The organism is Oligoflexus sp. (genome assembly GCF_035712445.1).
Classification (GTDB): domain Bacteria; phylum Bdellovibrionota_B; class Oligoflexia; order Oligoflexales; family Oligoflexaceae; genus Oligoflexus.
This window is the reverse complement of record NZ_DASTAT010000072.1, coordinates 1-25568: the sequence shown is the minus strand read 5'-3', so window position 1 is coordinate 25568 and position 25568 is coordinate 1. Positions and strand designations below refer to the sequence as shown.

At 54.7% G+C, this 25568-nt stretch carries 22 protein-coding genes; 8 read left to right on the top strand and 14 right to left on the bottom strand.

From position 1 onward, the window contains the following. Positions 1-93: 93 nt before the first annotated feature. The 10 genes from ftsA to rsmH form a co-directional block, all read right to left on the bottom strand. Positions 94-1272, bottom strand: a complete 1179-nt coding sequence (gene ftsA, locus VFO10_RS16540) for a cell division protein FtsA (protein ID WP_325142119.1) — start codon at positions 1270-1272, stop codon at positions 94-96. Positions 1273-1287: 15 nt separating this feature from the next. Beyond that, positions 1288-2115, bottom strand: coding sequence for a hypothetical protein (locus tag VFO10_RS16535; protein WP_325142118.1), 828 nt, complete (start codon positions 2113-2115; stop codon positions 1288-1290). Further along, positions 2078-3478 carry a UDP-N-acetylmuramate--L-alanine ligase gene (gene murC, locus VFO10_RS16530; protein WP_325142116.1) on the bottom strand — a complete coding sequence of 467 codons (1401 nt, stop codon included), beginning with the start codon at positions 3476-3478 and terminating at the stop codon, positions 2078-2080. Before murC ends, VFO10_RS16535 begins: the two co-directional genes overlap by 38 nt. A 91-nt stretch (positions 3479-3569) precedes the next feature. Beyond that, on the bottom strand, positions 3570-4691 hold the full coding sequence (ftsW, locus tag VFO10_RS16525) for a putative lipid II flippase FtsW (protein WP_325142114.1): 1122 nt from the start codon (positions 4689-4691) through the stop codon (positions 3570-3572). A gap of 52 nt (positions 4692-4743) precedes the next feature. Next, on the bottom strand, positions 4744-6105 hold the full coding sequence (gene murD, locus VFO10_RS16520; protein ID WP_325142111.1) for a UDP-N-acetylmuramoyl-L-alanine--D-glutamate ligase: 1362 nt from the start codon (positions 6103-6105) through the stop codon (positions 4744-4746). A gap of 9 nt (positions 6106-6114) precedes the next feature. Beyond that, complete coding sequence (gene mraY / locus VFO10_RS16515) at positions 6115-7188, bottom strand: phospho-N-acetylmuramoyl-pentapeptide-transferase (protein ID WP_325142109.1); 1074 nt, start codon at positions 7186-7188, stop codon at positions 6115-6117. Positions 7189-7197: 9 nt separating this feature from the next. Then, positions 7198-8571, bottom strand: coding sequence for a UDP-N-acetylmuramoyl-tripeptide--D-alanyl-D-alanine ligase (locus VFO10_RS16510; protein ID WP_325142107.1), 1374 nt, complete (start codon positions 8569-8571; stop codon positions 7198-7200). A 15-nt stretch (positions 8572-8586) separates the two neighbouring features. Next, on the bottom strand, positions 8587-10437 hold the full coding sequence (locus VFO10_RS16505) for a penicillin-binding protein 2 (protein WP_325142104.1): 1851 nt from the start codon (positions 10435-10437) through the stop codon (positions 8587-8589). A 2-nt stretch (positions 10438-10439) separates the two neighbouring features. Continuing rightward, positions 10440-10712, bottom strand: coding sequence for a hypothetical protein (locus VFO10_RS16500; RefSeq protein WP_325142102.1), 273 nt, complete (start codon positions 10710-10712; stop codon positions 10440-10442). A 79-nt stretch (positions 10713-10791) separates the two neighbouring features. After that, positions 10792-11754 (bottom strand): 16S rRNA (cytosine(1402)-N(4))-methyltransferase RsmH, encoded by a 963-nt coding sequence (rsmH, locus tag VFO10_RS16495; protein ID WP_325142100.1) that lies wholly within the window; start codon positions 11752-11754, stop codon positions 10792-10794. Between the two features lie 352 nt (positions 11755-12106). Here rsmH and VFO10_RS16490 point away from each other — a divergent pair, with 352 nt between their 5' ends. After that, positions 12107-13252, top strand: coding sequence for a LysM peptidoglycan-binding domain-containing protein (locus VFO10_RS16490; RefSeq protein ID WP_325142098.1), 1146 nt, complete (start codon positions 12107-12109; stop codon positions 13250-13252). A gap of 161 nt (positions 13253-13413) precedes the next feature. On the opposite strand, the gene VFO10_RS16485 is transcribed toward VFO10_RS16490, so the two are convergent. Genes VFO10_RS16485 through VFO10_RS16475 form a run of 3 tightly spaced genes read right to left on the bottom strand, consistent with a single transcriptional unit; the run spans position 13414 to position 16439 of the window. Then, on the bottom strand, positions 13414-14367 hold the full coding sequence (locus VFO10_RS16485; protein ID WP_325142096.1) for a nucleotidyltransferase family protein: 954 nt from the start codon (positions 14365-14367) through the stop codon (positions 13414-13416). After that, the gene (locus tag VFO10_RS16480; protein ID WP_325142095.1) at positions 14364-15488 is read right to left on the bottom strand and encodes an aminoglycoside phosphotransferase family protein; all 1125 of its coding nucleotides are present in this window, start codon (positions 15486-15488) and stop codon (positions 14364-14366) included. Before VFO10_RS16480 ends, VFO10_RS16485 begins: the two co-directional genes overlap by 4 nt. Before the next feature lie 18 nt (positions 15489-15506). After that, positions 15507-16439 carry a diacylglycerol/lipid kinase family protein gene (locus tag VFO10_RS16475; protein WP_325142093.1) on the bottom strand — a complete coding sequence of 311 codons (933 nt, stop codon included), beginning with the start codon at positions 16437-16439 and terminating at the stop codon, positions 15507-15509. 40 nt (positions 16440-16479) lie between these two features. On the opposite strand from VFO10_RS16475, the gene VFO10_RS16470 reads away from it, so the two are divergent. Next, positions 16480-17376 (top strand): RNA polymerase factor sigma-32, encoded by an 897-nt coding sequence (locus VFO10_RS16470; RefSeq protein ID WP_325142091.1) that lies wholly within the window; start codon positions 16480-16482, stop codon positions 17374-17376. Here VFO10_RS16470 and VFO10_RS16465 read toward each other — a convergent pair. Continuing rightward, entirely contained in the window at positions 17373-19430 is a 2058-nt protein-coding gene (locus VFO10_RS16465) for an ATP-dependent helicase (protein WP_325142089.1), read from the bottom strand. The genes VFO10_RS16470 and VFO10_RS16465 overlap by 4 nt on opposite strands. A 169-nt stretch (positions 19431-19599) precedes the next feature. Between VFO10_RS16465 and VFO10_RS16460 the strand changes: the two genes are divergently transcribed. The 6 genes from VFO10_RS16460 to VFO10_RS16435 all read left to right on the top strand — a co-directional run. Further along, a complete protein-coding gene (locus tag VFO10_RS16460) occupies positions 19600-20193 on the top strand; it encodes an isoprenylcysteine carboxylmethyltransferase family protein (protein ID WP_325142087.1) in 594 nt (197 codons plus the stop codon). A gap of 18 nt (positions 20194-20211) precedes the next feature. Next, a complete protein-coding gene (gene yajC / locus VFO10_RS16455; RefSeq protein ID WP_325142085.1) occupies positions 20212-20550 on the top strand; it encodes a preprotein translocase subunit YajC in 339 nt (112 codons plus the stop codon). A gap of 31 nt (positions 20551-20581) precedes the next feature. Continuing rightward, positions 20582-21574, top strand: a complete 993-nt coding sequence (locus VFO10_RS16450; protein WP_325142083.1) for a hypothetical protein — start codon at positions 20582-20584, stop codon at positions 21572-21574. 18 nt (positions 21575-21592) lie between these two features. Beyond that, on the top strand, positions 21593-24160 hold the full coding sequence (locus VFO10_RS16445) for a pitrilysin family protein (RefSeq protein ID WP_325142081.1): 2568 nt from the start codon (positions 21593-21595) through the stop codon (positions 24158-24160). Between the two features lie 179 nt (positions 24161-24339). Next, positions 24340-25017, top strand: a complete 678-nt coding sequence (locus VFO10_RS16440) for a succinate dehydrogenase cytochrome b subunit (RefSeq protein ID WP_325142079.1) — start codon at positions 24340-24342, stop codon at positions 25015-25017. 28 nt (positions 25018-25045) lie between these two features. Further along, the coding region (locus VFO10_RS16435; RefSeq protein WP_325142077.1) for an FAD-binding protein at positions 25046-25568 on the top strand (523 nt) is incomplete at its 3' end.

The following is a 25568-nucleotide window of genomic DNA, read 5'->3' as shown; positions in this document are numbered from 1 at the left end:
CACCGAGGCTGTGAAACTTTTTTGGATAGGATTGGACTTATGAAAATTATAGAGAGGAACGCGCCTGACTGTCAAATTTTTGACCGCTTCGAATCAGGACAGCTCGCGAATCCAATTCACGAACTGATCCAGATAGCGCCGCGACCATGAACCGTTCATCTGCTGCGCACTCACACGGCGACCAAGCTCCAAGTTAAGGAGGCCCAATGCCGTGGCGTGACGCGTGGTATGAACGCCGAGCCCCATCTGATCCACCGATAGCTGGGGTGGGGCGACTTTTACCTGAACTTTGAAGCGGTCCGCCAGGAAGCGGTCGATGCCAATCACCTGGGAACCACCGCCGGTCAGAAGAATGCCGGCCCCCAGTTGTCCCCGGAATTCCAGAAGATCATTGGCCAGATGCGCACCCAGTTCATGAATGCGCGAGCCGAGCACAATAAAAACCTTCTTGGCCATTGGATCAAGCTGATGCCGGAGTTCCTTCGGAGTATCGTAGTATTTCAGCCCATAGGTATGCTTCAGCTGTTCGGCTTCCTGAAGGCTGACATTCAAACCCACCGCGATATCACGGGTCATCATGGAACCGGCGATATTGATGGTAAAGGCCTTGACGGGTTTGCCGTTCTGAAAGATGACTCCGTCCGTGGTGCCGCCGCCGATATCTGCAATGGCCATCCCGAGCTGCTTCGCTTCATCGGCGACGCAGACGGATGCCGAGGCAAATGGCTCTGAAAAGAGACGCATTACTTCAAGGCCGTTGGCGTTGCAGACGCGGATGATGTCGCGGAGATAGTCCTTGTCCGCATCGATGACGAAGGTGCGACCGCTCAGACTGGAGGCCGTGAATCCTACAGGATTGCTGGTTTCCTCGCGCGAGTCAATGCGGTAGGCGATGGGCACGCAGTGCAAGAGTTCGCGAAACGGTGTTTCCGATTTGCTCTCCACTTCCTCAAGAAGACGCTTCAGATGCCGCGTCTGCACAGGCTGGTGGGGGATTGTCAGAGCGTGCTCGACGATAGTGCTGCGGAGGTGGCTGCCGGCCACGCCGACGATCACTTTATCTATAAGGACGTTAAGCTGCTTCTCAGCTTTTTCGATGAGGTCTTTGATGCAGCGTTCCGCTTTGGAAAAATCGGATACCATGCCCCGATGCATGCCGTCGGCGGGAACCTCGACCAGCTCAAGCTTCGGCACACCCGATCCCCAGATCAAAGCGGCGAGGCAAAATTTCGTTGTCCCAAGATCGAGGGCAAAAAGTTGCTTGGATTGCACGATAATTCCTAATGTCTAGAGTACACTCTCTTTGACGAAGGCTTTGCCTTTGTAATCAACTTCAATCGTAGCCGATGTAAGGCCGCGCTCTTTCAAGCTGAGTATGATCTTTTCAAGCTTCATGTATTTGTTGGAGTAAGGTTTAAAACCGAGTGTGACTCGATAATTTGAGGCTTCAAGATCACCGCTGATTCCGCGAAAATCATCATAAACAAGGCTGCGATATTTAATATTGTACTTGCTTCCTTCCCCGATGGCGAGAAGGGCCTCGTTAATAATCTTCTGGTTCCCTATGCTGACACCATAGGTTCCATTGGCCGTTCGTGTCATCGTCTGACGACGGTCCAACCCCTTGAGCACCGGGAGAGGCGAGACCTGACCTTCGCTGAGTTCGCCAAAGATGATGCCATCGGCCGTCGCAAAGCGACGACGATCAAGTTCGACTATCATCGCGGCCGCAAAGGGTTCCGTTCCGATGGCAAGACGCTCGGGAGCGGTACGGATCAAGGTGATGGAACGCAGGCCCATCTTCTGATGCAGCTTCTCCGCAAACTGCGGCAGGGTTGTTCCATCCATTTTTGCGAGCTGCGTATAAGCCTCGCGAATCGGCGCATCATCCTCGACTCCGATGCTGCTGAGTACCTGAAGCTCAGGTCTTTCATCGTTTCTGAGGAAGTCAAAACCGGAGGAGGCGAGGCGAGGTTTGAGCCAGAGGCTGAGGCCAACGCCGCCGGCAATCACGAGCACCGGCGGCAGAAGTTTCTTCAATACGGGCAGAAGGCGATAGCGTCGCTTGAGTTTTTGACTATCGAGGAGTCCTTTCTTGCGCCGTTTTTTGCTCATGGAGAGCGTCCTTCCATTCCTGGCTCAACTGCGAAACGTCGCCGGCACCAACCGTAATGAGGACGGTGGGCCGACGCGGGCTTTGCAAAAGTTTATTGAGGGTTTCCTTGCTATAAGGCTGGGCTTTCACGCGACTCACGCGACTCAGATCTTCCGCCAGAACACTGGGGGAAAAGTCCTTATCGGTCGACTCACCGGCCGCATACACAGGCATGATGAGCACTTCGTCCGCCGCTGCAAAAGAAGCCATGGTTTCATTATACATAGTTTCCAGTCGCGAGTATCGGTGCGGCTGAAAGATAACAATCAGTCGCTCATTCGGAAAAGCCTCGCGCGCACCTTCTATACATGACTGGATTTTTCCCGGGTTGTGGGCATAGTCATCAAATATTTTGACGCCATCAATATCGGCAACCAGCGAAAAGCGACGTTTGACTCCGGGATAGCGGGAAAGGGCGTCCGCGGCTTTCTGCAAATCAAGGTCAAGAGCCTTCGCAACGGCCAGGCAGCAGAGGATGTTCTGCAGGTTATGGCGACCGACGACGGGCGCGCGACCCTTTATCAAAATTTTATCCACGACCGCTTCATAGTTGGCAACCGCACCCTGGCTTTTGAAATTGAGTCCGCGGACCTCGGAGCCAATACGCGTCCCAAAGGTGAGGCGCTGGCCGGTGAACTCGTGAGCCACCTCCCGCGCCGCGTGATTATCCCAGCCGAAGATCGCCCAACCTTCGGCATGGGTTTTATTCACAAAGGTGAGAAACCCGCGCTTCAGCCCTTCCAGATCCTGATAATAATCGAGATGGTCGAGGTCGATGTTGGTGACGATGCTGAGGAAGGGCTCATAGCGTAGAAAGCTGCCGTCCGATTCATCGCATTCGGCGACGAACCATGGCCCTGAGCCGCTCATCGAATAGCTGCTGGTTCCGACGAGTTCTCCGCCGATAGCGGCCGTGGGATCCAGACCCAGCTCGCGCAGCATGAAAGCGACCATAGCCGTCGTGGAAGTCTTGCCGTGCGTTCCGCTGATACAGATGGGCTTAAAGCGACTCATCAGCTCATGCAGAAATTCCGAACGATGAAGAATCGGTAAACCCAGTCTTTGCGCCTCGGCCACTTCGGGGTTGGCGCCTTTGATCGCGGTGGACGCCACGATGCGAACCGGACCTTCCGGTATGGCTTCCGCACGATGGCCAATCGTCACACGGGCTCCACGGGACACAAGCTCATCCGTACTGCTCGTCTGATTCTGATCGGAACCGCTGACCTGATAGCCTTGAGCCAGAGCAATTTCGGCGAGCGGGCGCATGCCACTTCCACCGATCCCGATAAAATGCACAAGCCTTGGGGAATCGTCTTTCATTTTTTTTAACTCAGTCGCATGGAAAGATCAGGTTGCAAGGCAGTCCCTACCGCCCAGGTTGGCCTTAGGGTTCAGCGGATGCGAAGGACCTTCAGCCTGCTCGGCTGGGTGCAACCTTCGCGAGCCGGGCGAGGATTCCCACCATCAGCAAAAAACTGAGGAGAGAACTCGATCCATAGCTGACGAAGGGCAGAGGCATCCCTTTCGTCGGCAAAAGCCCCATGGCGACTCCCATATTTACGATAGCCTGGATGGAAATTAAAGAGCTTATCCCCATCGCGAGGAATTTTCGGTAGGTCTCATTCTGCAGGGTTGTGATGCGAAGCCCCAGCCACGCAATGTAAGCAAAGCATAAGACGACGAGACAAACACCCAAAAGCCCGGTTTCCTCGCCGATCACCGACAGGATGAAATCGGTATGCGCTTCGGGCAAAAAGAAGAGTTTCTGCCGGGATTCGCCCAGTCCGACGCCCAAAAGACCGCCGTTGTGAAATCCCAGATAACTTTGCACGATCTGAAAGCCACCGGTGCGTATGCTTTCCCATGGATCCAGGAAACTGGTAATCCGAGCCAGGCGATAGGGAGCATGAAGAATGGCGGCAACGACCCCGACCACGCCCAGGCAGAACGCGGTGATGATATATCGAACGGGAAGCCCCGCAACAAAAAGCATCAGCATGGTGATCGACACATAGACCACGGTGGAACCGAAGTCGGGCTGCATCATCAGAAGCAGGACAAAACCGCTTAAAACACCAAGATTGGGCAGGATGGCCATCGGCCTTTTATCAATACGGGCGGACGGACGGCTGAGATTGCGCGCCAGAAAAAGGATCATCGCCACCTTGCCGAGCTCGGAGGGTTGAAAGGTGAACCAGGCGAGGCGCACCCAGCGGGCGGCGCCGTTGGCCTTATACTGGAGTCCAGGAATCAATGTAAAAAGAAGCATCAGGGCCGAGATGGCAACCAAAGGCAGGGTCAGTATTTCAATCCAGCGAAGGGGCAGCGTCTGCAGCAGCATGATCATGCCAAAACCCAGCGCCGCGAGCACAAACTGTTTGCGTACAAAAAAAAGCGTATCGTGGAATTTGATTTCCGCGGGAATGCTGGACGAGGTGTAGATCGCCAGTAGCCCCAGCGCGGTTAAAAGGAACACCGTGAAGAGCAGGGCGTTGCGATAGAATCGACCTTCGGAGGCAGAAGGTGTTTCCATGTGATTCTCCTCACGTCACATCATGGGCATCCTTCTATTGTTTCCTTTTGCCTTATCCTTTGTCCAGCAGCGGGCTCAAATTTTGATTGAAAAAGGCACCTCTTTCCTCGAAGTTTTTGAACTCATCAAAAGACGAGCAGGCCGGAGAAAAGACAATGGGTGCAGGGCTTTGCCGGGCAATATCACCGATTTCGCTGAGCGCAGCTTTCAGCGTCGGGTAGACCTTGGGCTTCAAGTCTTTAAGATCATTCTCAATTTTAGTTCCGGCCGCGCCGAAGCCGATCAGGATTCCGATGCGGTCCCGATACTGCGCGATGGGCGCAAAGGACTCGCCTTTGGGATAACCACCCAGCAAGACGATGGCTGGTACACGCATACTCTGAAGTGCGACCAAGGTCGATTCCACATTGGTTGATTTACTATCGTTGAAGACGGGATGACCCAAAAACGTTCCAATCTTTTGAAAGCGATAGGGAAGCCACTCATAGCTGGCCACGGCACGCATCAGATCGCTCCACGGCACCTCGCTGATGAGGCTCCGCACGGCCAGTATGGAGGCGACCACATTCAGCTGATTATGAAAGCTGAGTTCGGCGGGAAGAGTTTCCGGACGTGAAAAGCCATCGCCACTCACTATCCCTTTTTGCGAATCGATATGCACGATGTTTGTGCGTCCATAATCCCTGTATGGTGTTTCACCATCGACCACAATCTGCGTGATCGGCGCTTTTGGAAAGGGCACTCCATACTCTTTCGCGTGCTCCAGGATACGCCGCGGCATAATCAGCCGACCGCTTTCCACGGTCGCAAGCATGAGCTTCCACTTCGCCTTGAAATAATTTTCCATGGTCCCGTGCCGCTCCAAATGATCAGGCGAAAAGGACATGAAAAGGCTGCAGTGGTTGCGAATGGGCTGAGAAAAATCGAGCTGATACGAAGACAGCTCCAGCACCAGAATTTCCGGCACGCGCCCTTCCGCCAGCAAAAGACTGGGCGCAATTCCGATATTACCGCTGGCCTCGGCTTCACTGCCCAACTCTTTCAGAAGATGGGCCAGAAGCGTGGTCGTGGTCGACTTGCCGTTGGTGCCCGTCACGCCCATAACGGTGCCTTCAAAGGCCGCCAGAGCCAGATCAATCTCGCTCAGAATGGGCAGACCGCGTTTGCGCGCTTCCTGCAGGATGGGAATATCAGGCGAAAGCCCGGGGCTCACAACCAGCTGGGATATACCGTTCAAAAGTTCGGGAGTTTGCGGGCCGATCACCAGGTCCGCGCCCGCAGCCCGGATGTCCTGGGCCACTTCGGGGAATTTCTCGGCTATGTCAGAAACCAGGGGTTTTTGCCCCTGGCTTAAAAGCAGTTTGGCAGCACCCAGGGCCGAACGTCCGGCCCCGATAATCAAAGTCTTGTTCATTTTATCGTCTCAGCGCAGTTTCAGGCTCATGAGACCGATAATGGCAAGAATGATCGAAATAATCCAGAAGCGAACGATAACTCGCGGCTCCGGCCAGCCTTTCAGTTCAAAGTGGTGATGAATCGGCGCCATGCGGAAAATACGCTTGCCGCGCAGTTTAAAGCTGCCGACCTGAAGGATCACCGAAAGAGCCTCGACCACAAAGATACCGCCGACGACAACGAGCAGGATTTCATTTTTGGTAAAGACCGCGATGGCACCCAGCGCACCGCCCAGGGGCAAAGAACCCACGTCACCCATGAAGACCTGAGCGGGGAAGGTGTTATACCAAAGAAAACCCATGCCAGCGCCGATCAGACAGGCGCAGAAAATCGCGAGCTCGCCGGTATCCTTCAGATAATGCAGCTGCAGATACTCCGAGATTTTCACGTTCCCGCCGACATAGGCGAGGATCGCAAAGCAGGCCGCGGTGGTCATCACAGGGCCGATGGCAAGTCCGTCGAGTCCATCGGTAAGGTTCACGGCGTTGCTCGATCCGACAATCACAAAAGCGGCGAAGGGAATGTAGAACCAGCTGAGGTCGATGATCCATTCCTTGAAGAAGGGAAAATGCAGCTCGCCGTTGCGGTAGATCCAAAAATGCGCCGTGCAGATGATCAGGGCCACCGACCACTGTCCGACCAGCTTTTTCTTGCCGGAAAGACCCTTGGTATTTTTCTTGGACACTTTCAAATAATCATCAAGAAAGCCAATCAAACCATAGGTCATGGTCACGACCGTCACAAACCAAAGATGGGGGTTGGTCCAGTCCATCCAAAGCAGGGCGGGAATCAAGGTCGCGGCGAGGATAAGGCCGCCGCCCATGGTCGGCGTTCCGGCCTTGGAAAAGTGCGACTGCGGCCCATCATTGCGAACCTGCTGGCCGATCTGCTTGTTCTTGAGTTTACGGATAAACCAGGGCGAGAAGACAAAACTGATACCCAAAGCCGTCAGCAGTGCCGCCATGGAACGAAAGGTGATGTAACGGGTCACGTTCAGGACCGTGAAGCTCTCGGCCAGGTTGTGGAAGATGTGGTAAAGCAAGGCGGTGTCCTATGGAGTGAGAAGGGTATCAATGATTTTACTTAATCTTAGACCATTGGAAGCTTTAACGTAAAGCAGCTCAGCATCAGGCCAAAACGCAGGCAATTGTGCGATCACCTGATCGACGCTTTCAAACTGCATGACGCGATCCGAAGGAAGCCCCGCTTTGATCGCTTCCTCGGCCATCCAACGCGACATCGGACCCACGGTCAGAAGCTTCGCGGGTTTGATTTCGCGGGCGCAGAACGCTCCGACATCCCGATGCGCGCTTTCCGAACTGTCGCCGAGTTCGAGCATATCACCCAGGACCAGATGAGTTCTCCGATTCCCATAGGCTTCCTTAAGGGTGGTGAGACCGGCCTTCATGCTCTCGGGATTGGCGTTGTAGCAGTCATCGATCAGAAGCTGATCACGCAGCGTGTGAACCTTGAAGCGACCTTTGACCCCATGAAAATGTTGCAGTGCGGTCACGCAGTCCTTCGGCTCAAGCTTGAGCGCAAGACCGATGGCAAGACAGGCGGCGGCGTTGATGGGAAAGCTGCTGTGATAGAAATTCGATTCGACCGTCTGCTTTTGCCCACGGATTTCAAAATGAATGCGAACCTTGCCGCGTCCATCCAGGTCGGTCGTGAGCAGGCGGACATCAGCGGAAGGATCGCGGCCGAAGGTCACCAGAGTCTTATTTTTAAGGGCTTTCATGGCCCGATCAATGCGTTCGTCATCCTTGAAGTAAACCGCCGTCCTTGCCGCGGCAATCTCCATTTTGGCTTCCAGAATTTTTAAAGGGCTGCCAAATTCCCCGACATGCGCGCTGCCGACGTTGAGCAGAACGCCGATGTCCTGAAGCACGATGGTCGAGAGGAATTCAATATCACCCTTGTGCCGCGCACCCATCTCGATCACCGCAAAGCGATGCAGCGGCGTCAGCCGGCAAAGGGTGAGGGGAGTGCCCAGCTCGTTATTCAGACTGCCTTCTGTTTTCAGGGTCGGCGCGATGCCATGCAGCATGGCGGCCACCATCTCTTTCACCGTGGTCTTGCCCGACGAACCTGTAATCCCGACAACCTTGCAGCCTATCTCCTGGCGCCACCAGCGCGCGAGATCCTGCAAGGCCTTGGTTGTATCCGTAACTTCAATGCCGCGGCTGCGAAGGTCAGGCTTCAGCTGCTCACGCAGGCGGGATTCATAGAAAAAACCGTCAGCACCCTTGTCCATGGCCGCCTGGATGAAGTCATGGCCATCGAAGTTTGCGCCGCGGATGGGCATAAACCACTGGCCGGCTTCAATCCGACGACTGTCACTGCTCACACGGTTAGGAAGATCAAATGGAAGGGATTCACGTTCTGTACGCCAACCCAGGTCTTTCACGGGATTTTTGACCATGGTCTGCCGGACTCCTTAAAGGGCTTGATTGCCCTGGCTTTCTGACTTTTGTAGATGATCGTTGGTTCCTTTTGCAAGCACGTCTTTTGCCGGAAACTTGTCGGGAGCTACATTCAGATAACGCAGGGCTTCCTCGGCGATCTCATGGAAGATGGGCGCTGCATGGATGCCACCGGTGTAGGGTTTGACAAAGGGTTCATCGACTACGACATAAATCACGAGGTGCGGATCCACGCTCGGAGCGAAACCTATGAAACTGGCAATCCGCAGATGATCGGAATATTTGCGGGTCTGCGGATCCACCTTTTCACTCGTGCCGGTTTTTCCAGCAGACGACCAGGATGTCAAGGCCGCCTTGCGACCTGTTCCCTCATCAACGACCTTGCGGAGGACTAGCCGCATGCTGGCGGCTGTCGTGGGCGAGAATACGCGGCGCACGATCTCGGAGGCATGCGATTCAATCATGCCGCCTTCCGGCGACTCGATATGGTCTATGAAAAAGGGCTTCATAAGGTTGCCGCCGTTGGCGATCGCCCCAAAGGCCTGCACCAGTTCGAGTCCGGACGCATAAAAGCCTTGTCCGAAAGCCACGTTGGCGAAACGCACAGGTCGCCATTTCTGCCAGGGACTCACGCGACCGAATTGTTGTCCGGGAAAACCAATCTGATTATCACGCGCGCCAAAGCCAAACTCGGCCAGCGTCGTGGCGAGTTTCTCGGGCCCCATGCGTTTGGCAATGCGATAGGTTCCGATGTTACTCGATTCGATGAGGATCTCTTCGGTCGTCATCGAAGCGGAGCCGTGAGTATCCCGAATGGTCCACTTGTCTTCATGATAGGTGCCGTTGAAGGTATCATGCACTTCATCCAGCCGGGTCAGACCAAGTTCGACCGCCCGGCCGATGACCAAAGGCTTCACGACCGAGCCAGGTTCGAAAATGTCGGTCAGCGCCCGGTTGCGATTGATTTCCGATGGTGCGCTGTTGACATTCGCAATCGCGAGGATACGGCCGGTATGGGGATCAGAGACGATCGCGAAGCCACCTTTGGCCTTGGCTTTTTCCACACCTTTTTGCAGGGCGCGCTGGGCCGTGTTTTGTATGGCACTGTCCAGAGTCAGAACGATGTTTTTGCCGGTTTTTTCCGGTAAGGCCAAAAGCGAATCACGGTAAATGGATTGACCGCGGGCGTCGCGATTACGGAAGGTCGTCAGAACTTCGCCCTGCAGCATGCCGTCGTAAGCCAGCTCCACACCCTGAAGACCATGATTGTCAATTCCCACCGAACCAATCAAAGGCACAAGGTCTATTCCATTCGGATAGAAGCGCGCGGGTTCGGTGATTTCGAAGAGTCCTTCGATCTTGAGCGCATTGACTTTCTCAGCCCGAGAAAACTCCACCTTGCGCGCAAGCCAGGCAAAATAGTTGGTCCGCTTCGCCACTTTTCGTACATGAGCCGGCGACAGTTCCAACAGCTGAGCCAGCTGCCTTGTTTCCTGGGGAGTCGGATCGAAAATGCGCGGGTTCACGTAAAAGGAAGGACGACGGATACTGATCGCCAGGGGTTCGCCCCGACGATCATAGATATTGCCGCGATAGGGAGACAGGTCGATCTTGGTTTGATACTGACGCCGCGCGAGCGTTTCCAGAATATCCGCCGACGGGCTCAGAATATGAATCATAACCGCACGACCCGCGAGGATCGTGAAGAGTCCGAAGAAACCCACCGCGATCAAACGATAGCGTCCGCCATAGAAAGGCCCCAGCGTCTGGCTGGGCTTTTGCCGGCGCACACTGATCCAAAGCTGACGAAGCTGCGAGGGTCGCAGGCGTCGTAAGCTGCTCCCCAGGTTTGCAATTTTTGGCATTTTCAATGGGCGGCCCAAACATCTTTATGGTTTTCAGCATCACGAGCCGAAATGCTCATGAGGCTTTCGCGCCTTGTGATCTTGGCGAGTTCCATTTTCAGAGTGCTTTGAGATTCGAGGAGGTCGGTTTCGGTCTGTTTCATCTGGCCAATCTTATAGCCGATGATGGTCGTCTGAATGGTGATGTAGGCTTTGAAGGAGGCGAGGCCGAACCCTCCGATCAGAAGAACGAAGGGCAATTTGTTCCAGATACGAGTGAACGTCGAAAGCTTCATGTCGCGAATCTCCCCGAGGGACCTTTGGTGAGGTCATGCATTAAGGATATCAGGACTCAGGCAAACTGTTGCCTGTGTTTTAGAGCTTTTCTATCACGCGCAGTTTGGCACTTCGGGCTCTTGGGTTTCGTTCGACTTCCTGGTCAGACGGTTCCAGAGGAAAGGGTTTGATGATTTGGAACCGTTTTTCGTACATGGCATCCAATTGAGCGGCGGTGATGGGGACGTGCCGATCAAACTGGGGCTTGTTTCCGTCGACCAGGTGTTTGAAACCCTGCTTGACCAGCCGGTCTTCCAGGGAATGAAAGCTGATAATCCCGCAGCGGCCTTTCGGTGCAAGGACCTTGGGAAAATCCCGAAGCAGGATTTCAAGCTCCTCGAGTTCCGCATTCACCGCGATGCGCAGGGCCTGGAAGACCTTGGTCGCCGGGTGCTTGCGACTGCGTTCCTTGTAAAAGGAAGCGGCGGCCACCACATTCGCAAGGTCTGTGGTTTCGGTGAAGGGTTTGTCCGCACGGCGTTTTAAAATGGCCCGGGCCACCGAGCGGGCCTGCGGGTCTTCGCCATAATCGCGGAAGATGCGAATGAGTTCCTCTTCCGTACTTTCATTGACAAGGTCGGCCGCCGTCGGTCCCCGGGTCTGGTCCATGCGCATATCGAGTGGACCGGATTTCGCAAACGAGAAACCGCGTTCGGCATGATCAAGCTGCGGCGACGACACACCGATATCAGCACAAAGGCCTTGAATGCGGCCGATGACTCCGCGGCTTTCAAGTTCCGGCACAAGATCCGAAAAGGGAGCTTGAATCAAAGTGAGTTGGCCGCTCGCCACTTCCGCCGGGAAGCGCTTATTCAAAACCGACTGAGCCCAGGCATCACGATCAAACGCATACACTTTTCCGCTGGGTCCGACCTGATCGAGCAGAATGCGGGTGTGACCCCCGCCGCCGGCTGTACAGTCGACTGCATAATCACCCGGCTTAAGTCCGAGACTATCCACCAGTTCTTCGCGTAGAACACTGATATGTTCGAAGTTTTCCATAGGTCCCCTCGTCCACGAGAAGGCTTTGTCATACTTGAGGGGCGGTCATGGAGCAACTGGTATTAGCTTATCGCGTCTAAACTGGTATGGTCAAACACCCGCCTGATCACCTTGTCAAAACGATAGATCACGCTTCATCACCCGCCTAAAAACAGCAGAACAGGCAGAAATTCTCGAGGGAAAGCAGGAAATCCATGCCGCTTGCGGGCTTCAGGAATTCCGTATGTAATGGCTAAAGGGTCGGAGTTTTTTTACCGACTCGTAACGTCAGGTATTGTTTCACCAGAACATATGGAGGTGTCTTCATGGTGAGAGTTAGTTCGAAAACCTTGCGTCACAAAGGGGAGGGGTCATGAGATCACATTGGGTTAGGTTCCTATGCCTTGCCACACTCATGTTCTCGCTGCAGTTTCTGAACCTTGGCTGTTCGAGCTCCAGCTCGGGCGAAGAAGGCTCGGAAGAGGTCGCAGCGTCGAACGAGGAAGAGCAGGCCGCGGCAGAGAACAATGCCACGGAAAACGAAGAGATGGTGAACGGAGAAGCCGGTAACAACGAACAGATGGCCAACGGCGAGACCAATGGTGCTGAAACCAACGGTCTGAACAACGATGGCCAGGGCAATGCCCTTGGTGCAGAAAACGATGCGATGGCGAACAACAGCCAGGGTCAGCAGGGTGGCGAAGAAGACCTGCAGCAGATCATCGAAGAGATGAACACAGCCAACGGTCAGCTTCCTGCCAATAACGGCGGCCAGGGCATGAACGCAGGTATGGACGGCGGCAACGCCATGGCCAACGACGCAGGCATGGGCAACGCAGGCATGGGTAACGCCGCCATGGATTCCGGTATGAATGCTGGTATGAACCAGGCTTCAGCCGCTCCTGAAGCAGCACCCGCAGCTGGCGGTGCGGTCAGCGGTACTCCTGTTGGTCCCGGTCTTCCCGAACTCGGCTCCAAGATGTCTTACATTGTTCAGAAGGGTGACACGCTCGGCAAGATTGCAGCCCGTATCTACGGTGACTCCAACAAGTGGACAGAGATCGCCAACTTCACTGGTCTGGCCAACCCCCGCCTCATCTATCCTGGTGATGTGGTCTACTATCAGTTGACCGAGCAGTCGATGCAGTTCGCTTCCACCTACGAAAGCGTAAAACGTTCTGAAGTTCAGATCCAGCAGGGTGATACCCTCGCCACCATCGCCGGTCGCGTGTTTGGTAACTCGTCCCTTTGGAAGTTGATCTGGCGCCACAACGATATGATCGACAACCCTGATCGCCTGACGGCCGGCACCACTCTTTATTATGTGGATCCAGCAAGCATGGCTTCTGCTGACGGCAAAAGCGAGCAGAAATTCGTGAAAGGCCAAACCAAGACCCATAGCAAAGTCGTTACAGTATCCAAAGTGAAAGCCAGCAAGACGGTCCTTGAAGTGGCCAATGATTCGCTGGATGACCTGTTTTCGCAAACTGTTTCCAAAGATTTCTTAAAACGCACTTAATATAAGAAACCCTAACTTTTGACCTCGAACATTCTTTGGAGCAGCTAACGAAGGCCTGATTTAAAAATCGAATCGCAATGACTTTAACCAGAAGACTTATAGCGATGAAGATTTTAAAGACGAGCGTCGTGGCTTCCCTCTTCTCCTCCTCATCAGTCTCCTCACACGATCTGCATATTCACTTCCGGCGTAATAATCCCATGCTTCAGACTCTGACCAGGCTTGATCACGCTTGATGGATAGACCAGGCATGATTGTATAGGCTCATCACCCTGATCACCCTGTATAGGCCCAAAGAGAAAGCTGTTCCGCCTATTCTTTGGAAAAGGACCAGGCCCGCAGAGTGCGGAATCACCTTCAAAGCGTATACCCTGATCAAGCCCAAGCCTTTGACAAAGCCTTGTCCGATCCGGATGAGCCAGCACCGCCTGATGCGCGGCGAAATAATCCTTCGGCGTCCCCAGATCCTCCCAGAATCCGCGATGAATGAAACTTCGAATCTTCGCGCCTTCCGCCAGCAAGCGAATGTAGGCCTCGATTATCGACGGAGAACCGCTCGCAGGAATCGCCCGCACGAGCCTTGGACCGACGATATGGATACCGCTGAAGGTCGCCAGGGTGTGCCTTTCCGTGGCTTTGACCGGCTGGTCGCCAATGGCTCTGATTTCGCTGTTTTCACAGGCGACCGGATTGGTCCCTTTCTTGTGCCGATCGAGGAGCACCATCGTCGCGTCTGAACCGGATTCCCGGTGCTGCTGCACAAGGGCTTTCAGGTCGATGTCGGCGATCACATCCCCATTGCAGATCAAAAGGTCCTCATCCCCGAGCCAGGCGCGCAAAGGGTTCAGAGCACCCCCGGTGCCGAGGATTTCCGGTTCGAATGAGATGTGAGGAGGCGGTGTATAGACAGTCGGATGCTTTTGTATATGCTGAGTAATCACCTGAGGAAGATGATGCGTATTGATCGCAATGCCCTGAATACCCGCGCGTTTGATCTGTTCATACACAAGATCCAGTATAGGCCGGCCGTAGAACAGGCATAAAGGTTTCGGCAGTACCTCGGTCAGAGGACGCAGCCGGGTCCCGAGTCCGGCCGCAAGCAGGAGAGCCTTCATTGCGCTCCCCGCTCCTGCCAGCGTCTTTTGATTTCCTGAATCAGAGTTTTCGAAAGGAAGGGCCAACGGCTGTCTTCGATCAGGTCGGCATCGAGCGTTGCCAAAGCCGGAGCAATATTCCTAAGGTAGTTGCCGCGGTTTTTCTTCACCGTCAGATAACCGAAGCTGCCGATCGCCTTGATCTGCCTTTGCAGAAGCATGGGCCCGATCTCTTCTTCAAGGTCGGATTTGTCCAGCGACCGGTTGGTCGCCAACAGGGCCTGGATCCCCTGCTTGATCAGGGCGCGGCGTTCGGCGCTGCTCAGCGGTATGTAGGAATCAAAGCAAAGCGATACGAGATCATAGGTCGGTGGCCCGAGGCGCGCGTCCTGGAAGTCGATGACCGCCAGGTTTTTGTCTTTGATCATGATATTGCGCGAATGGAAGTCGCGATGCACGAAAAAATGCGAGCGTTCCGCCAGCCACTCGGCAAGAGCGCGGGCATCTTTTTTGAAAGCGACGGCTTCTTCCGCAGTGAACGTCCATTCCAGGACGGCTTCCAAAAACTGCTCCTTGAAAAAGTGCAGCTCCCAATCGAGGCGCGCGGCATCAAAGGAACGTTCCCGCCAGTGCGAGCGTCCGGCTTCCGTGATTTCCAGAAAATGCCCGAGCATGCCAAAGGCCTGATGATAAAGCTGCAAAACTTCGCTTCTTTGGCCTTTTTCCAAAGCCTCCAGAGCGAAGGTCTCCATCATCACATCCCCGTAATCCTCGATGATGAGGGCGGCGAAATCGGGCAGCGCAGCGATCGTCCGCGGCGCGGGAATTTCATGGTCGGCGAGCAGGGCGCTGATCTTCACCCATTCATAACCGTCTTTGGCGAGCAGCGCGGCGTCATCACCGGAAAGCTGCATAAGGACAAAGGTTTTTTCACTGTTTTTGTCATGAAGCCGATAGTAGCAGCGGTCCGATCCGTCGCCCGCCAGCCAGCTGACTCGAATGCCTTCGAGGCCAAGTGCCTGACTGATGGCCCATTCCGGGGGCGGCGGCAGGGTTTTGGAACGCATATTTGCTCCTGATTGATCGAGCGGCACCGTGACCACGGCTGCCGGGGTCTTGACTCTGCTGATGTCGTGATCCATATGATCCACCTTCACCTGTTAGCTGCAAACAAATTCCAGCTCCGGGCCCGCTTCGATTTTTAGCGAACCGGTGGGGTTCACATAAATTTCGCCATCCACCGTGAAATGGACCGAACCCTCGTACCGAAGATTCGCCTGTTCACAGCAAAAACTGTGCTTTCCTGATGCGGGGCCTTCCTTTTGTTGTAACATGATCGCGGGCATGTACCATAGCAACTTTTCTGGAGGGCAAGTCACGACTGTGACTTGGAAATGTCCCGAACGTTCCCGGGCCAAAGGCAGAAATTGGAGGCCCATGGGAAACTTGGTGATGGTTCCCGCAAAGGAACCAAGAGCAGTGGAACGCAATCGACCGCCTGGTTTAAACGTCGCTTCGAGTCGATGCGAGCGAATCACCCGCTTGATGAGCGGTCCACGCAGAAGAAAGGAATTGATGAGGCGCACGCTGAGCCATGTGGCCCCGACGTGACCGTTCTTCTTCTGATAAAACTCTTCGAGGATCGCCGTGGACGATTGATCCGCATAGAGAAAGCCATAGATCTCGCCGATCTTGAGAGTCGCGAGTTTCTGATGCCGAAGTGATTGCGGTCGTTCGAGCGTTTCGAGCATACGCTGCAAGACCTCGTGCGGACTGCCCCGCACACCCAGCTGGGACGCCACGAGGTTCATGGTGCCGCCGCCGAGGACGCAGAGTTGCGGCAGGGGATCCTTGCCATAAATGCTGATAATCCGGCTGATGGCGCGGGAGATGCTGCCGTCGCCGCCATTTATGCCAATAATATCAATGCTTTTTTCTTTGTATTCGTGAATAATGCGATCGAGGTGAGCGAGGTCCTGGCTCAAGGAAAAGATGCCTTTTTGGCCAAGAACATCCTGTAAAAGCTTTAATTCCTCGGGAGAACGCTTATTTAACTTAGAGTGGGGATTTGCTATGATCCCAATTCCTGGCATATTTCAGTCCCATTTGTCAGGTTGAAGCAGAGGTGAATTGATGTCGAAAAATCTGCCAACTCCCAAGGCTAGCCAGGCTGTAAGCAAGTTATCACCTCTCCAACTTTATCTGCAAGAAATCTCCAAATATTCCCTGCTGACGCCAGAAGAAGAATTGGAAGCTGCCCGCAAGCATTTTGAAGAGGGAGATATAGCAGCTGCCCACCGTCTTGTAACCTCGAATCTCCGCCTTGTTGTCAAAATCGCCAACGACTTCCGTCAGGCTCAGGCCAACCTTCTCGATCTGATTCAGGAAGGCAACTATGGTCTCATGCAGGCGGTGAAAAAGTACAACCCTTATAAGGGGGTGAAACTTTCGAGTTACGCCGCCTGGTGGATAAGGGCCTATATTCTCAAGTACATCATGGACAACAAAAGCCAGGTTAAGATTGGCACAACAGCCGCCCAACGCAAGCTTTTCTTCAACTTGCGCAAAGAGATGGACAAACTCCTGGCCGAATACGATCGCATCGATACCAAGCTCCTGGCCGCAAACCTGGATGTTCGGGAAAAGGATGTGATCGACATGCAGATGCGCCTCAACGGGCCGGATTATTCCCTGGATGCGCCGGTGGGTTCGGATGATGACGGCGAGGGTGTGACCAGGGGGTCGATGCTCTCCGATCAGCGGCCCAGCATCGAAGAAACCCTGGCCAACAATGAACTCAAAGCTATTTTTGGCGAACAGCTGGAAAACTTTCGGCAGACGCTCAAAGGCCGTGATCGCGAGATCTTCGAAGACCGGATCATGAATGAAAATCCGGTGACCCTGCAGGAAATCGGCGACCGTTACGGCATCAGTCGTGAACGGGCCCGACAGATCGAAGCCCGCATTGTAAATAATCTGAAAAATTTCGTGAAAGACAAAGGCGTCATCGATCTGGAAGTCGAGGACTAATCGCGCCGCGCAAACCCGCTCCGCAGCTCCTGTTTGAGCTTCGAGAGCCGGCTCATATTGATTTCCTTCTTCTGCTCTTCCTCGACCATCGACCGCATCTCGGCATCGTGTTCCGTTTCGACGCCCTTATTGGGGAGTTCGTCTATGAAACGACTCGGTTTTCTTGTCTGTTTTTTGAACTGGGAAAATCGCTCGCGTGCGTAAGTCAAATGGAGTCTTATTTTCGCGCGGGTGATCGCAACGTAAAAGAGCCGACGTTCTTCCATCAGCGCTTGATCGGAGTTCACGCTGTTTTTGTGCGGCAGCTGATCCTCTTCCACACCGCACAGGAAGACGACCGGGAACTCCAGGCCTTTCGAGGCGTGGATGGTCATGAGCGAAACGTGATTATCGTTGCCGCCCTTCTGCTCTTTTTCATTATCACCAAGACTGAGCGCATCCAGAAGATCAAGCAGCTGCAGCTGGCCGCGGTCCTCGACCTGGCGTTCGGCAAGGGTTCGAATCCAGGTCGGGAGTTTTTTCATCGACTCGATTTTGCGGCGGCGGGCCCCTTCATGCGTGGTCTTATGCCGAATCTCATCTTCCAGCCCGAATTCCTTGATGATCCGCTGGCCTCTGAGCTCCAGATCCTCCACGCCGACGAGCGGCGTATCATGAAGACTGCGGATCGCCTGCACGAATTCCTGCGTGGCCTTCTGCGCCCGGCTATCGAGTTCGACAAGGCCGAGGTTCAAAACCTCAAGAGGGCTCTTGTCATGCTTTTTCGCAGCTTCTTCGATTTTTTCCAAAGTTTTGAGACCGATGCCGCGCACAGGCGTGTTGATGATCCGCCAGAAAGCGAGGCGATCGCCTGGATTCACGGAAAGCCTGAAATAACAGAGGAAATCCTTCACTTCCTTGCGTTCGAAGAAACTCGTCCCGCCATAGACTTTATAGGCCACCTGCATCTCGCGCAGAGCCATCTCCACAGCCTTGGCCTGGGCATTGGCGCGATAGAGGATGCCGATGTCTTTGGGTTTAAACCCCTGGCCGAGGAGCGTGAAGCATTTTTTCGCAATCCACTTCGCTTCATTCACATCATCCGCATGCGAAGCGAGAGTGATGGGCTGCTGATTCTGTGAAGAACTCCAGAGCGTCTTGGACTTTCGGCCCGTGTTATTGCGGATCACCGTGTTCGCCGCGTGCAGGATCACGTTCGAGCAGCGGTAGTTCTGCTCCAATTTAATCAAAAGCGTCCCAGGGAAAATCTGCTCGAAGCGATCGAGCGTTTCCACCAGGGCCCCCCGCCAGCTGTAGATCGACTGATCATCATCGCCGACCACACAGATATTGCGTGACTCTTTGGCAAGCAGTTCCAAAACATAAAGCTGGGCGAAGTTGGTATCCTGAAACTCATCGACCAGGAAATAACGCCAACGGGCCTGGAGCCTTTCGCAAAGCTCCTTGTCGTTTTTCAAAAGCAGCGCCGTTTTGAAAATACAATCATCGAAGTCAATCACGCGGTTGAGCTTCAGCTGCCGTTCATAAACATCATAGATGGCCGCGAGCACCGCCGGATCCTTGTCCGAAAACCGCAAAGGATCCGCACTCAGAACATCCTGGGGCCGCAGCAGAGCATTCTTCGCATTGCTGATCCGCGCGAGCAGGTCTTCGGGCCGATAAAGCCCCTGCCAGCCGCGTTCCTCCATCGCTTTTCGCACAAGGTCGAGCTGATCCGAGGTCCCTGCCAGGGAAAAACGTGAATCCAGGCCCGCCTCATGCGCAAACTCCCGAAGCACGCGCAGACAGAAACTGTGAAAGGTGCCGATGATGATGCCTTTCGCACTGCGCCCCACCAGTTCGGTCAGACGCTCTTTCATTTCGCGGGCGGCTTTGTTGGTAAAGGTCATCGCGACGATTTCCGTCGGATTCACGCCCGCATGCAGCATGAACGCCATCCGGTAGGTGATAACGCGGGTTTTCCCGGTTCCGGCGCCGGCTATAATCATGACCGGCCCCTGGATGCGGGTGACGGCCTGATGCTGTTCAGGATTGAGCTGCGAAAAATCGACCATGTTCTTCTCTCGGCAGGAGGACGTTGGATCGCAATCCATACTCGGATTCGATGCCCGGGTCAAACACCTAGGGATTTCATGGCATAATTCCTGGGAACTTTCTTCATTTTACTGTGAGCATTGTGTTAGGATGCTGTGATCAGTCAATAATTTAAGTGAGGTTCAGGGAGTGGCAGTCGCCATCGCAAGTCTGCCTGCAGAACTTCCAGCAGTACTCGTTTTGATAGCCACAGCGCTCGTGACCTATGGTGAACGGCGTGTGCATGGCTACAATTATGCCTACCTCAAAGTGGTCGGCGGCGAGGAGCTGATACCGGAACAGATGAAGCGCTACTATCATATCCAGCAGGCTCTGCCGTGGGTCGCCTGGCTTTCGCACTTTCTTTTGCCGGGTTTTTTGCGCTGGACCGCAATCCCTGTGCTGGGTCTGACCCTTCTGATGACCAGTCTTCTTCTGCGTATCTGGTCGATGCGAAGCCTCGGCCGACTCTGGAGCCATCGCTGCGTGTTCGTTCCCGGCATGCCGCGCACCAGACAGGGACCTTACCGTTTTGTGCGTCACCCTGAATATGCTTCCCATGCTCTTGAGGGCCTCGGACTTTTGCTCTTTTTCGGCGCCAATCCCCTGGTTTTGGCGCTTTGGATTTGGAACAGCAATAATGCCGCCAAAATCTGCAAAATCGAGTCCCGCCAGCTTTATGAGCTTTCGGTTGCTCCGTTGCAAATGCCGGAAGCATCCAGTACAGTCGGAGCCTCTGATTAGCACAGTGCGGGAGGTATCATGACGCTGTTTTCACTGATCGACGTTGCTTATGCCCAAGGCGCAAAACCGGCGCAGCCGAGCACCTTGGAAATTCTCATCATGCCTCTGGCATTTATTGTGATCATGTATTTCCTGGTGATCCGGCCCCAACAAAAAAAGGCCAAGGAGCATCAGGCGCTTCTTACGACTCTGAAGGTCGGCGACGAAGTGGTGACCACGGGCGGCATCATCGGTCGTATTAAAGCCATCGCCGACGCCTTTGTAACTTTGGAAGCGGGTCCCAATACCACGCTGAAAGTTCAAAAGAGCCACATCACAGCTACCCCGAAAGTGGCTGCAGCGAAGGCCGAGAAGTAAGCCTTGCCCGTTTACGCCAGGAGTTATGTTCATGCGGAGCCCCCTTGTATCCGGTCTTTTGCTTGCGTTCCAAGGTCTGGCTCTGACCAGCAATCTCCAGGCGGCTGAAACGAGTGATCGCAATGCCTGGTCACTTCCCGAGGAAATCGAAGCCGTCAGCGGCAGCGGGGCAGCCCTGGCCGGTTCCGGGGTGGCGAGTGTCAGCGATCAGGGCGCCATTCGCCTGAATCCTGCCATGCTTTACCTGCATCGCTCCTATGATGTGGGGGGCGGGTATTACTGGCCCTCTCAAGGCCGCCCCTTCTATAAAGTTTCCGTCATTGATGGGATCACATCCCGTTATGTGGCTGGCTTTGAGTACACAGGCTTCGCGGAAAACCTGAAGGAACGCAACCGTGCCGATGCCGAGGGAGATTCGCCCGTGCATAAGCGCGGTTCCGTGGCCATTTCCATTCCCACTGATTATTTTGCAATAGGTTTCTCGGGCCATTACGTGGAAGCTGAAGACACCATCACCGACCCGGCAAATCCTGAAGTGTATAAGGGAATTTCCCTGGGAGCGGGTGTGATCGCGATGCTCGGGACTCAGGTCCGCCTCGGCCTATCGCTGGAAAATTTCAACAATCGCCGCATCGCCGAGGTGGCTCCGAAGACGGCTCGCGTGGGCCTGGCCTGGGAGGATAAAACCCAGACCGTGACCGTGCATGGTGAAGTGAGACAGCGCGATCGGGCGGTGAACCTTGAATGGAATGATCCGATTGTGGACGGGCTGGCTCTGGCGCCGTCGGAAGTTGATGATAGACCCGAACGCATGGCGTTTGGTGGAGTTCAGGTGAAGACCTTTGACATCCTCAGGCTCTTCGCGGCCCATGGGCGCACGATTCGCGGCGATGCCCGTGAAGTGACCGGCGCCGGCATCGGAATTTATCAAAAGCAATTTTCATTCAGCTACGCGACCAGTAAGAAAGATGATGCCAAGGACTGGCAAAGTTCCCTGCACCTGTCTCTGACGATGAAAATCTAATACAGAAGTGAGGCCTACATGCTGCGCAAGCGTTTGGAGAATGGCATTGATGTCGTGATCCAGGAGAACCAATTTTCTAAAATGTTTGCCCTGCAGTGCTGGATCGGTGTGGGATCCCTGCACGAAGAAAAAGGTGAAGAAGGGATCAGCCACTGCATCGAGCATATGCTGTTCAAAGGCACAAAGCGCTTTGCCGTCGGTGAAATATCCCGGCGCGTGGAGTTCCTCGGCGGCGAGATGAACGCCTACACGAGCTTCGAACACACTGTTTTCTATCTGACCCTGCCCGCCACGCATGCGGCAGAAGCCATTGATATCCTTGCAGATTCCATCTTCAATAGCAGCTTCGATCCGGAAGAACTGTCCCGTGAGAAGGAAGTGATCCTGGAAGAGCTGAAGCGGAACGAAGACAGCCCGGGCTATATGCTCGGCCGCAAGGTTTTTGGTTCCATCTATGAAGGAACCCCGGCCTCGAAGCCCATTATCGGTTTTGAAGAAACCATCAAGAATTATTCGCGTGAACAGATCTTTGCCTTCATGAAGAAATGGTATCAGCCCGACAACATGAAGGTCGTGGCCGTGGGTGCGGTGAACGCCGAGAGTCTTATCAATGATATTCAAAAGGCTTTTGGCGCCGCGCAGGGCAAGGCCAAGGACCGCACGCTGAACTTGAAACTGCCGAGCATCAAAGAACCCCAGGTTCATATCGTCAAAGGTGACTTCGAACAGCCGCGCATCGAGATCGCCTTTCCCGCGCCTGCGCTTTTGCATGATGACCTTTTGCCTTTGGATCTGGCCGCCTTCGCCCTCGGCAGTGGCGAGTCCTCGCGCCTTCACCGCCGCGTACGCGATGAGCAGCAGCTGACCAGCGTCGTCGGCGCTTCCGTCTATGCTCCGAGTTTCGGCGGCGTGTTCGAACTCAGCGCCATGCCGCACGCTGAAACCTATTTGGAATGCGTGACTGCGCTGGGCGCGGAACTCGCTCGTTTAAAATACGAAGAGCCTGTGACCCGCGAAGAACTGGAACGCGCCCGCGCCAATGCCAAGGCTGATCGCATCTATGCCGAGGAAACCGTCTCAGGCCAGGCCCGTTCCCTGGGCAATGCTCTGCAAACGCCGCACGATCTTCTGCACGACTACGTGGTCGAGGCCCAGATCAACCGTTTGAATACCTATGAAGTCGAGCAGGCTGTGCATCGGTGGATTCGTGAGGATGGCTGCATCATGGCCTGTATACTGCCGAAAGACAGTCAGCATACGGCGGATGACGTGCGCAAAGCCTTTCTTTCCGGCTTCCGCGCGCCTCAGGCGAATAACGTCGGCACCGGCAAGTCCGCGACGACCATCCATGTGACCAAACTCACGCCCCAGGTCACCTTCATCTATAAGCAGCAGAATCACAACGATCTGATGAATATAACCGCGGTCTGCTCGGGCGGTCTGCGCTCCGAGAATCCCGCGCAGGCTGGTATGTACCATATCCTGGCCGATCTTCTCGGTTCGGCGACCGCCACGCATAATTATGCGGATATGCTGCGTCGCCTCGAAGGTCAGGGCGCAGTACTTGGCGGTTTCTCCGGCAAGGACACTTTGGGCGTAAAATTCCAATGTCTTTCCGAGCAGGTCGAGGACCTTCTTCCCCTTTGGGCGGAATCGATTTTGGATCCGCGTTTCCCCGATATGCAGCTGCAAACCGCACAGATGGAAGTCTTCGATAACATCCAGGCGGAAAAGGATTCCCCTTCCGCTCTTGCCATGCGCCGCTTCCAGCAGGCTGTTTACGGCAAACACCCTTACGCGAGCCCGGTCTGGGGTTCTGAAGAGGTCGTGCGCGGCTTTACCTGCGATGCGCTTTTGGAAGAATACAACGCGATCCGCGATCGCTCGCACTGGATCATCAGCGCGGTGGGCCGCCTGCCCTTCGAACCCATGGCCCGCATGATGGAGCGTCTCCTGCAGCCGCTGCATAGAAACGTGGCCCGTCCGACCAATATCGTGCAGGCGTTGCCAGCCGAGCTGAAGGCTCAGGTCACCAATCTTCATAAGGACCGTGAGCAGGTTCACCTTGTGATGGGTACCCTCGGCCTCAGCTGGAATGACAAGGATCGCTATGCCCTGGACGTCCTGAGCAACGTGCTCGGCGGCAGTGGAGGACGATTCTTTGTCAAGCTGCGCGACGAACAGAGCCTCGCTTACTCCGTCGCACCGCTTCATTCCTACGGTTGCCACCGCGGGATCTTTGGGGCCTATATGGCATGTACGCCGCATAAGCTTAAAGACGCCGAGCTGGGGATCCGCAACGTCTGGAATGACATTTGTCAAAACGGTGTGAGTCAGGACGAGATCGATCGCGCCCGTAACTATCTGATTGGCGGGCATGAGTCGGACATGCAGCGGGGCGATGCCCAGGCGATGTCGATGGCGCTCATGGAACTCTATGGTCTTGGCTACGACGATTTTGAAAACTACGCGAACCGCCTGCTTGAAGTCGATCGTGCAGCTGTGCAAAATGTCGCGAAACGCCTGCTCGAATCCCAGGAGCAGGTCATCGTGCGCGTTGGCCCTGTCAGCGAATCCCACTCCTAAAGCCATACGGCGGCGCGAGGCTCGGCCCAGATTCAAGGGCCCGCGCCGCTGCATTTCCGGCCTTTTTCATGGAAAAAAACTCTGCATTGTTATAAGAAAGTCCGGGTTAAGTTCATAGCTTGCCTGGACAGAGAGCCTTTGCTCATCTGCAATTGTCAGAATTTCCCGTGGAGAGATCTATGAGTTGGATCGTTCGTCTCATGAAGTCCTCACTAGGTGCCAAGTATGTGATGGCCGTGACGGGCGCAGGCCTGTTCGCCTTCCTGGTTGGTCACATAGCAGGCAACCTGCTCCTGTACGTTGGTCAGGACGCGATGAATCAGTACGCAGTAGGCCTGCGCAACCTGCCTTACGGTTTGCTCTGGATCGCCCGGGGTGGACTGCTGGTTTTCTTCCTTCTGCACGTGATCACGGCCTATAGCCTTGCCGCAGAGAACAAAGCCGCTCGGCCGCGCGCTTACGCCTTCGAAGATACCTTCAAGGCTTCGTACGCATCGCGGACCATGGCGCGAACCGGAACCATCGTTCTTCTCTTCGTGCTTTATCATCTCGCTCATTATACTTTCAGAATCACCAACTATGCCGGCCCCTATATCGACAACCAGGGCCGGGACGACGTTTACACGATGGTCGTGGCAGGTTTCCAACAGCCGTTCATTTCGATCACTTATGTCGCCGCGATGCTCGTGCTCGGTTACCATTTGAGTCACGGTCTTTCGAGCATGTTTCAGTCGGTTGGCCTGAACCATAGCAAATACAACCCCTTCTTCCGGAAGTTCATGCCTCTGGTCGGTTGGGTTGTGACGCTGGCCGGTGCCACGATCCCATTGGCCGTTCTGTTTGGAATCATTCGGTAAACGCGACGAATTCGAGGAGCACACAAAGATGAAATTGGATTCTAAAATTCCAAGCGGTCCACTTGCGGAAAAATGGAGCAACCACCGCTTTAATATGAAGTTGGTCAACCCTGCCAACCGCCGTAAATATCATGTGATCGTGGTCGGTTCCGGTCTTGCCGGCGCCGCCGCAGCCGCGACTCTGGCTGAAATGGGCTATCAGGTCTCCTGCTACTGCTATCAGGACAGTCCGCGCCGCGCCCATAGTATCGCCGCCCAGGGCGGTATCAACGCTGCGAAAAACTATAAAAACGACGGTGATTCGGTGCACCGCCTGTTCTATGACACCATCAAAGGCGGTGACTTCCGCTCGCGTGAAGCCAACGTCTATCGCCTGGCCGAAGTCAGCGTGAACATCATCGACCAGTGCGTGGCGCAGGGTGTTCCTTTCGCGCGTGAATACGGCGGCACTCTCGCAAATCGATCGTTCGGCGGTGCCCAGGTTTCCCGTACGTTCTATGCCCGGGGACAGACGGGGCAACAATTGCTGATCGGCGCGTATCAGGCGCTGG

Bases quoted from the DNA above. Each gene is read 5' to 3' on its own strand.
- VFO10_RS16500 (WP_325142102.1), bottom strand. From the start codon at position 10,712: ATGAAGCTTTCGACGTTCACTCGTATCTGGAACAAATTGCCCTTCGTT.
- VFO10_RS16480 (WP_325142095.1), bottom strand. From the start codon at position 15,488: ATGGATCACGACATCAGCAGAGTCAAGACCCCGGCAGCCGTGGTCACG.
- VFO10_RS16510 (WP_325142107.1), bottom strand. From the start codon at position 8,571: ATGGTCAAAAATCCCGTGAAAGACCTGGGTTGGCGTACAGAACGTGAA.
- VFO10_RS16450 (WP_325142083.1), top strand. From the start codon at position 20,582: ATGCGGAGCCCCCTTGTATCCGGTCTTTTGCTTGCGTTCCAAGGTCTG.
- VFO10_RS16485 (WP_325142096.1), bottom strand. From the start codon at position 14,367: ATGAAGGCTCTCCTGCTTGCGGCCGGACTCGGGACCCGGCTGCGTCCT.
- VFO10_RS16465 (WP_325142089.1), bottom strand. From the start codon at position 19,430: ATGGTCGATTTTTCGCAGCTCAATCCTGAACAGCATCAGGCCGTCACC.
- rsmH (WP_325142100.1), bottom strand. From the start codon at position 11,754: ATGGAAAACTTCGAACATATCAGTGTTCTACGCGAAGAACTGGTGGAT.
- VFO10_RS16535 (WP_325142118.1), bottom strand. From the start codon at position 2,115: ATGAGCAAAAAACGGCGCAAGAAAGGACTCCTCGATAGTCAAAAACTC.
- VFO10_RS16475 (WP_325142093.1), bottom strand. From the start codon at position 16,439: ATGCCAGGAATTGGGATCATAGCAAATCCCCACTCTAAGTTAAATAAG.
- yajC (WP_325142085.1), top strand. From the start codon at position 20,212: ATGACGCTGTTTTCACTGATCGACGTTGCTTATGCCCAAGGCGCAAAA.
- murD (WP_325142111.1), bottom strand. From the start codon at position 6,105: ATGAACAAGACTTTGATTATCGGGGCCGGACGTTCGGCCCTGGGTGCT.
- murC (WP_325142116.1), bottom strand. From the start codon at position 3,478: ATGAAAGACGATTCCCCAAGGCTTGTGCATTTTATCGGGATCGGTGGA.
- VFO10_RS16470 (WP_325142091.1), top strand. From the start codon at position 16,480: ATGTCGAAAAATCTGCCAACTCCCAAGGCTAGCCAGGCTGTAAGCAAG.
- VFO10_RS16490 (WP_325142098.1), top strand. From the start codon at position 12,107: ATGAGATCACATTGGGTTAGGTTCCTATGCCTTGCCACACTCATGTTC.
- VFO10_RS16445 (WP_325142081.1), top strand. From the start codon at position 21,593: ATGCTGCGCAAGCGTTTGGAGAATGGCATTGATGTCGTGATCCAGGAG.
- VFO10_RS16505 (WP_325142104.1), bottom strand. From the start codon at position 10,437: ATGCCAAAAATTGCAAACCTGGGGAGCAGCTTACGACGCCTGCGACCC.
- VFO10_RS16440 (WP_325142079.1), top strand. From the start codon at position 24,340: ATGAGTTGGATCGTTCGTCTCATGAAGTCCTCACTAGGTGCCAAGTAT.
- ftsW (WP_325142114.1), bottom strand. From the start codon at position 4,691: ATGGAAACACCTTCTGCCTCCGAAGGTCGATTCTATCGCAACGCCCTG.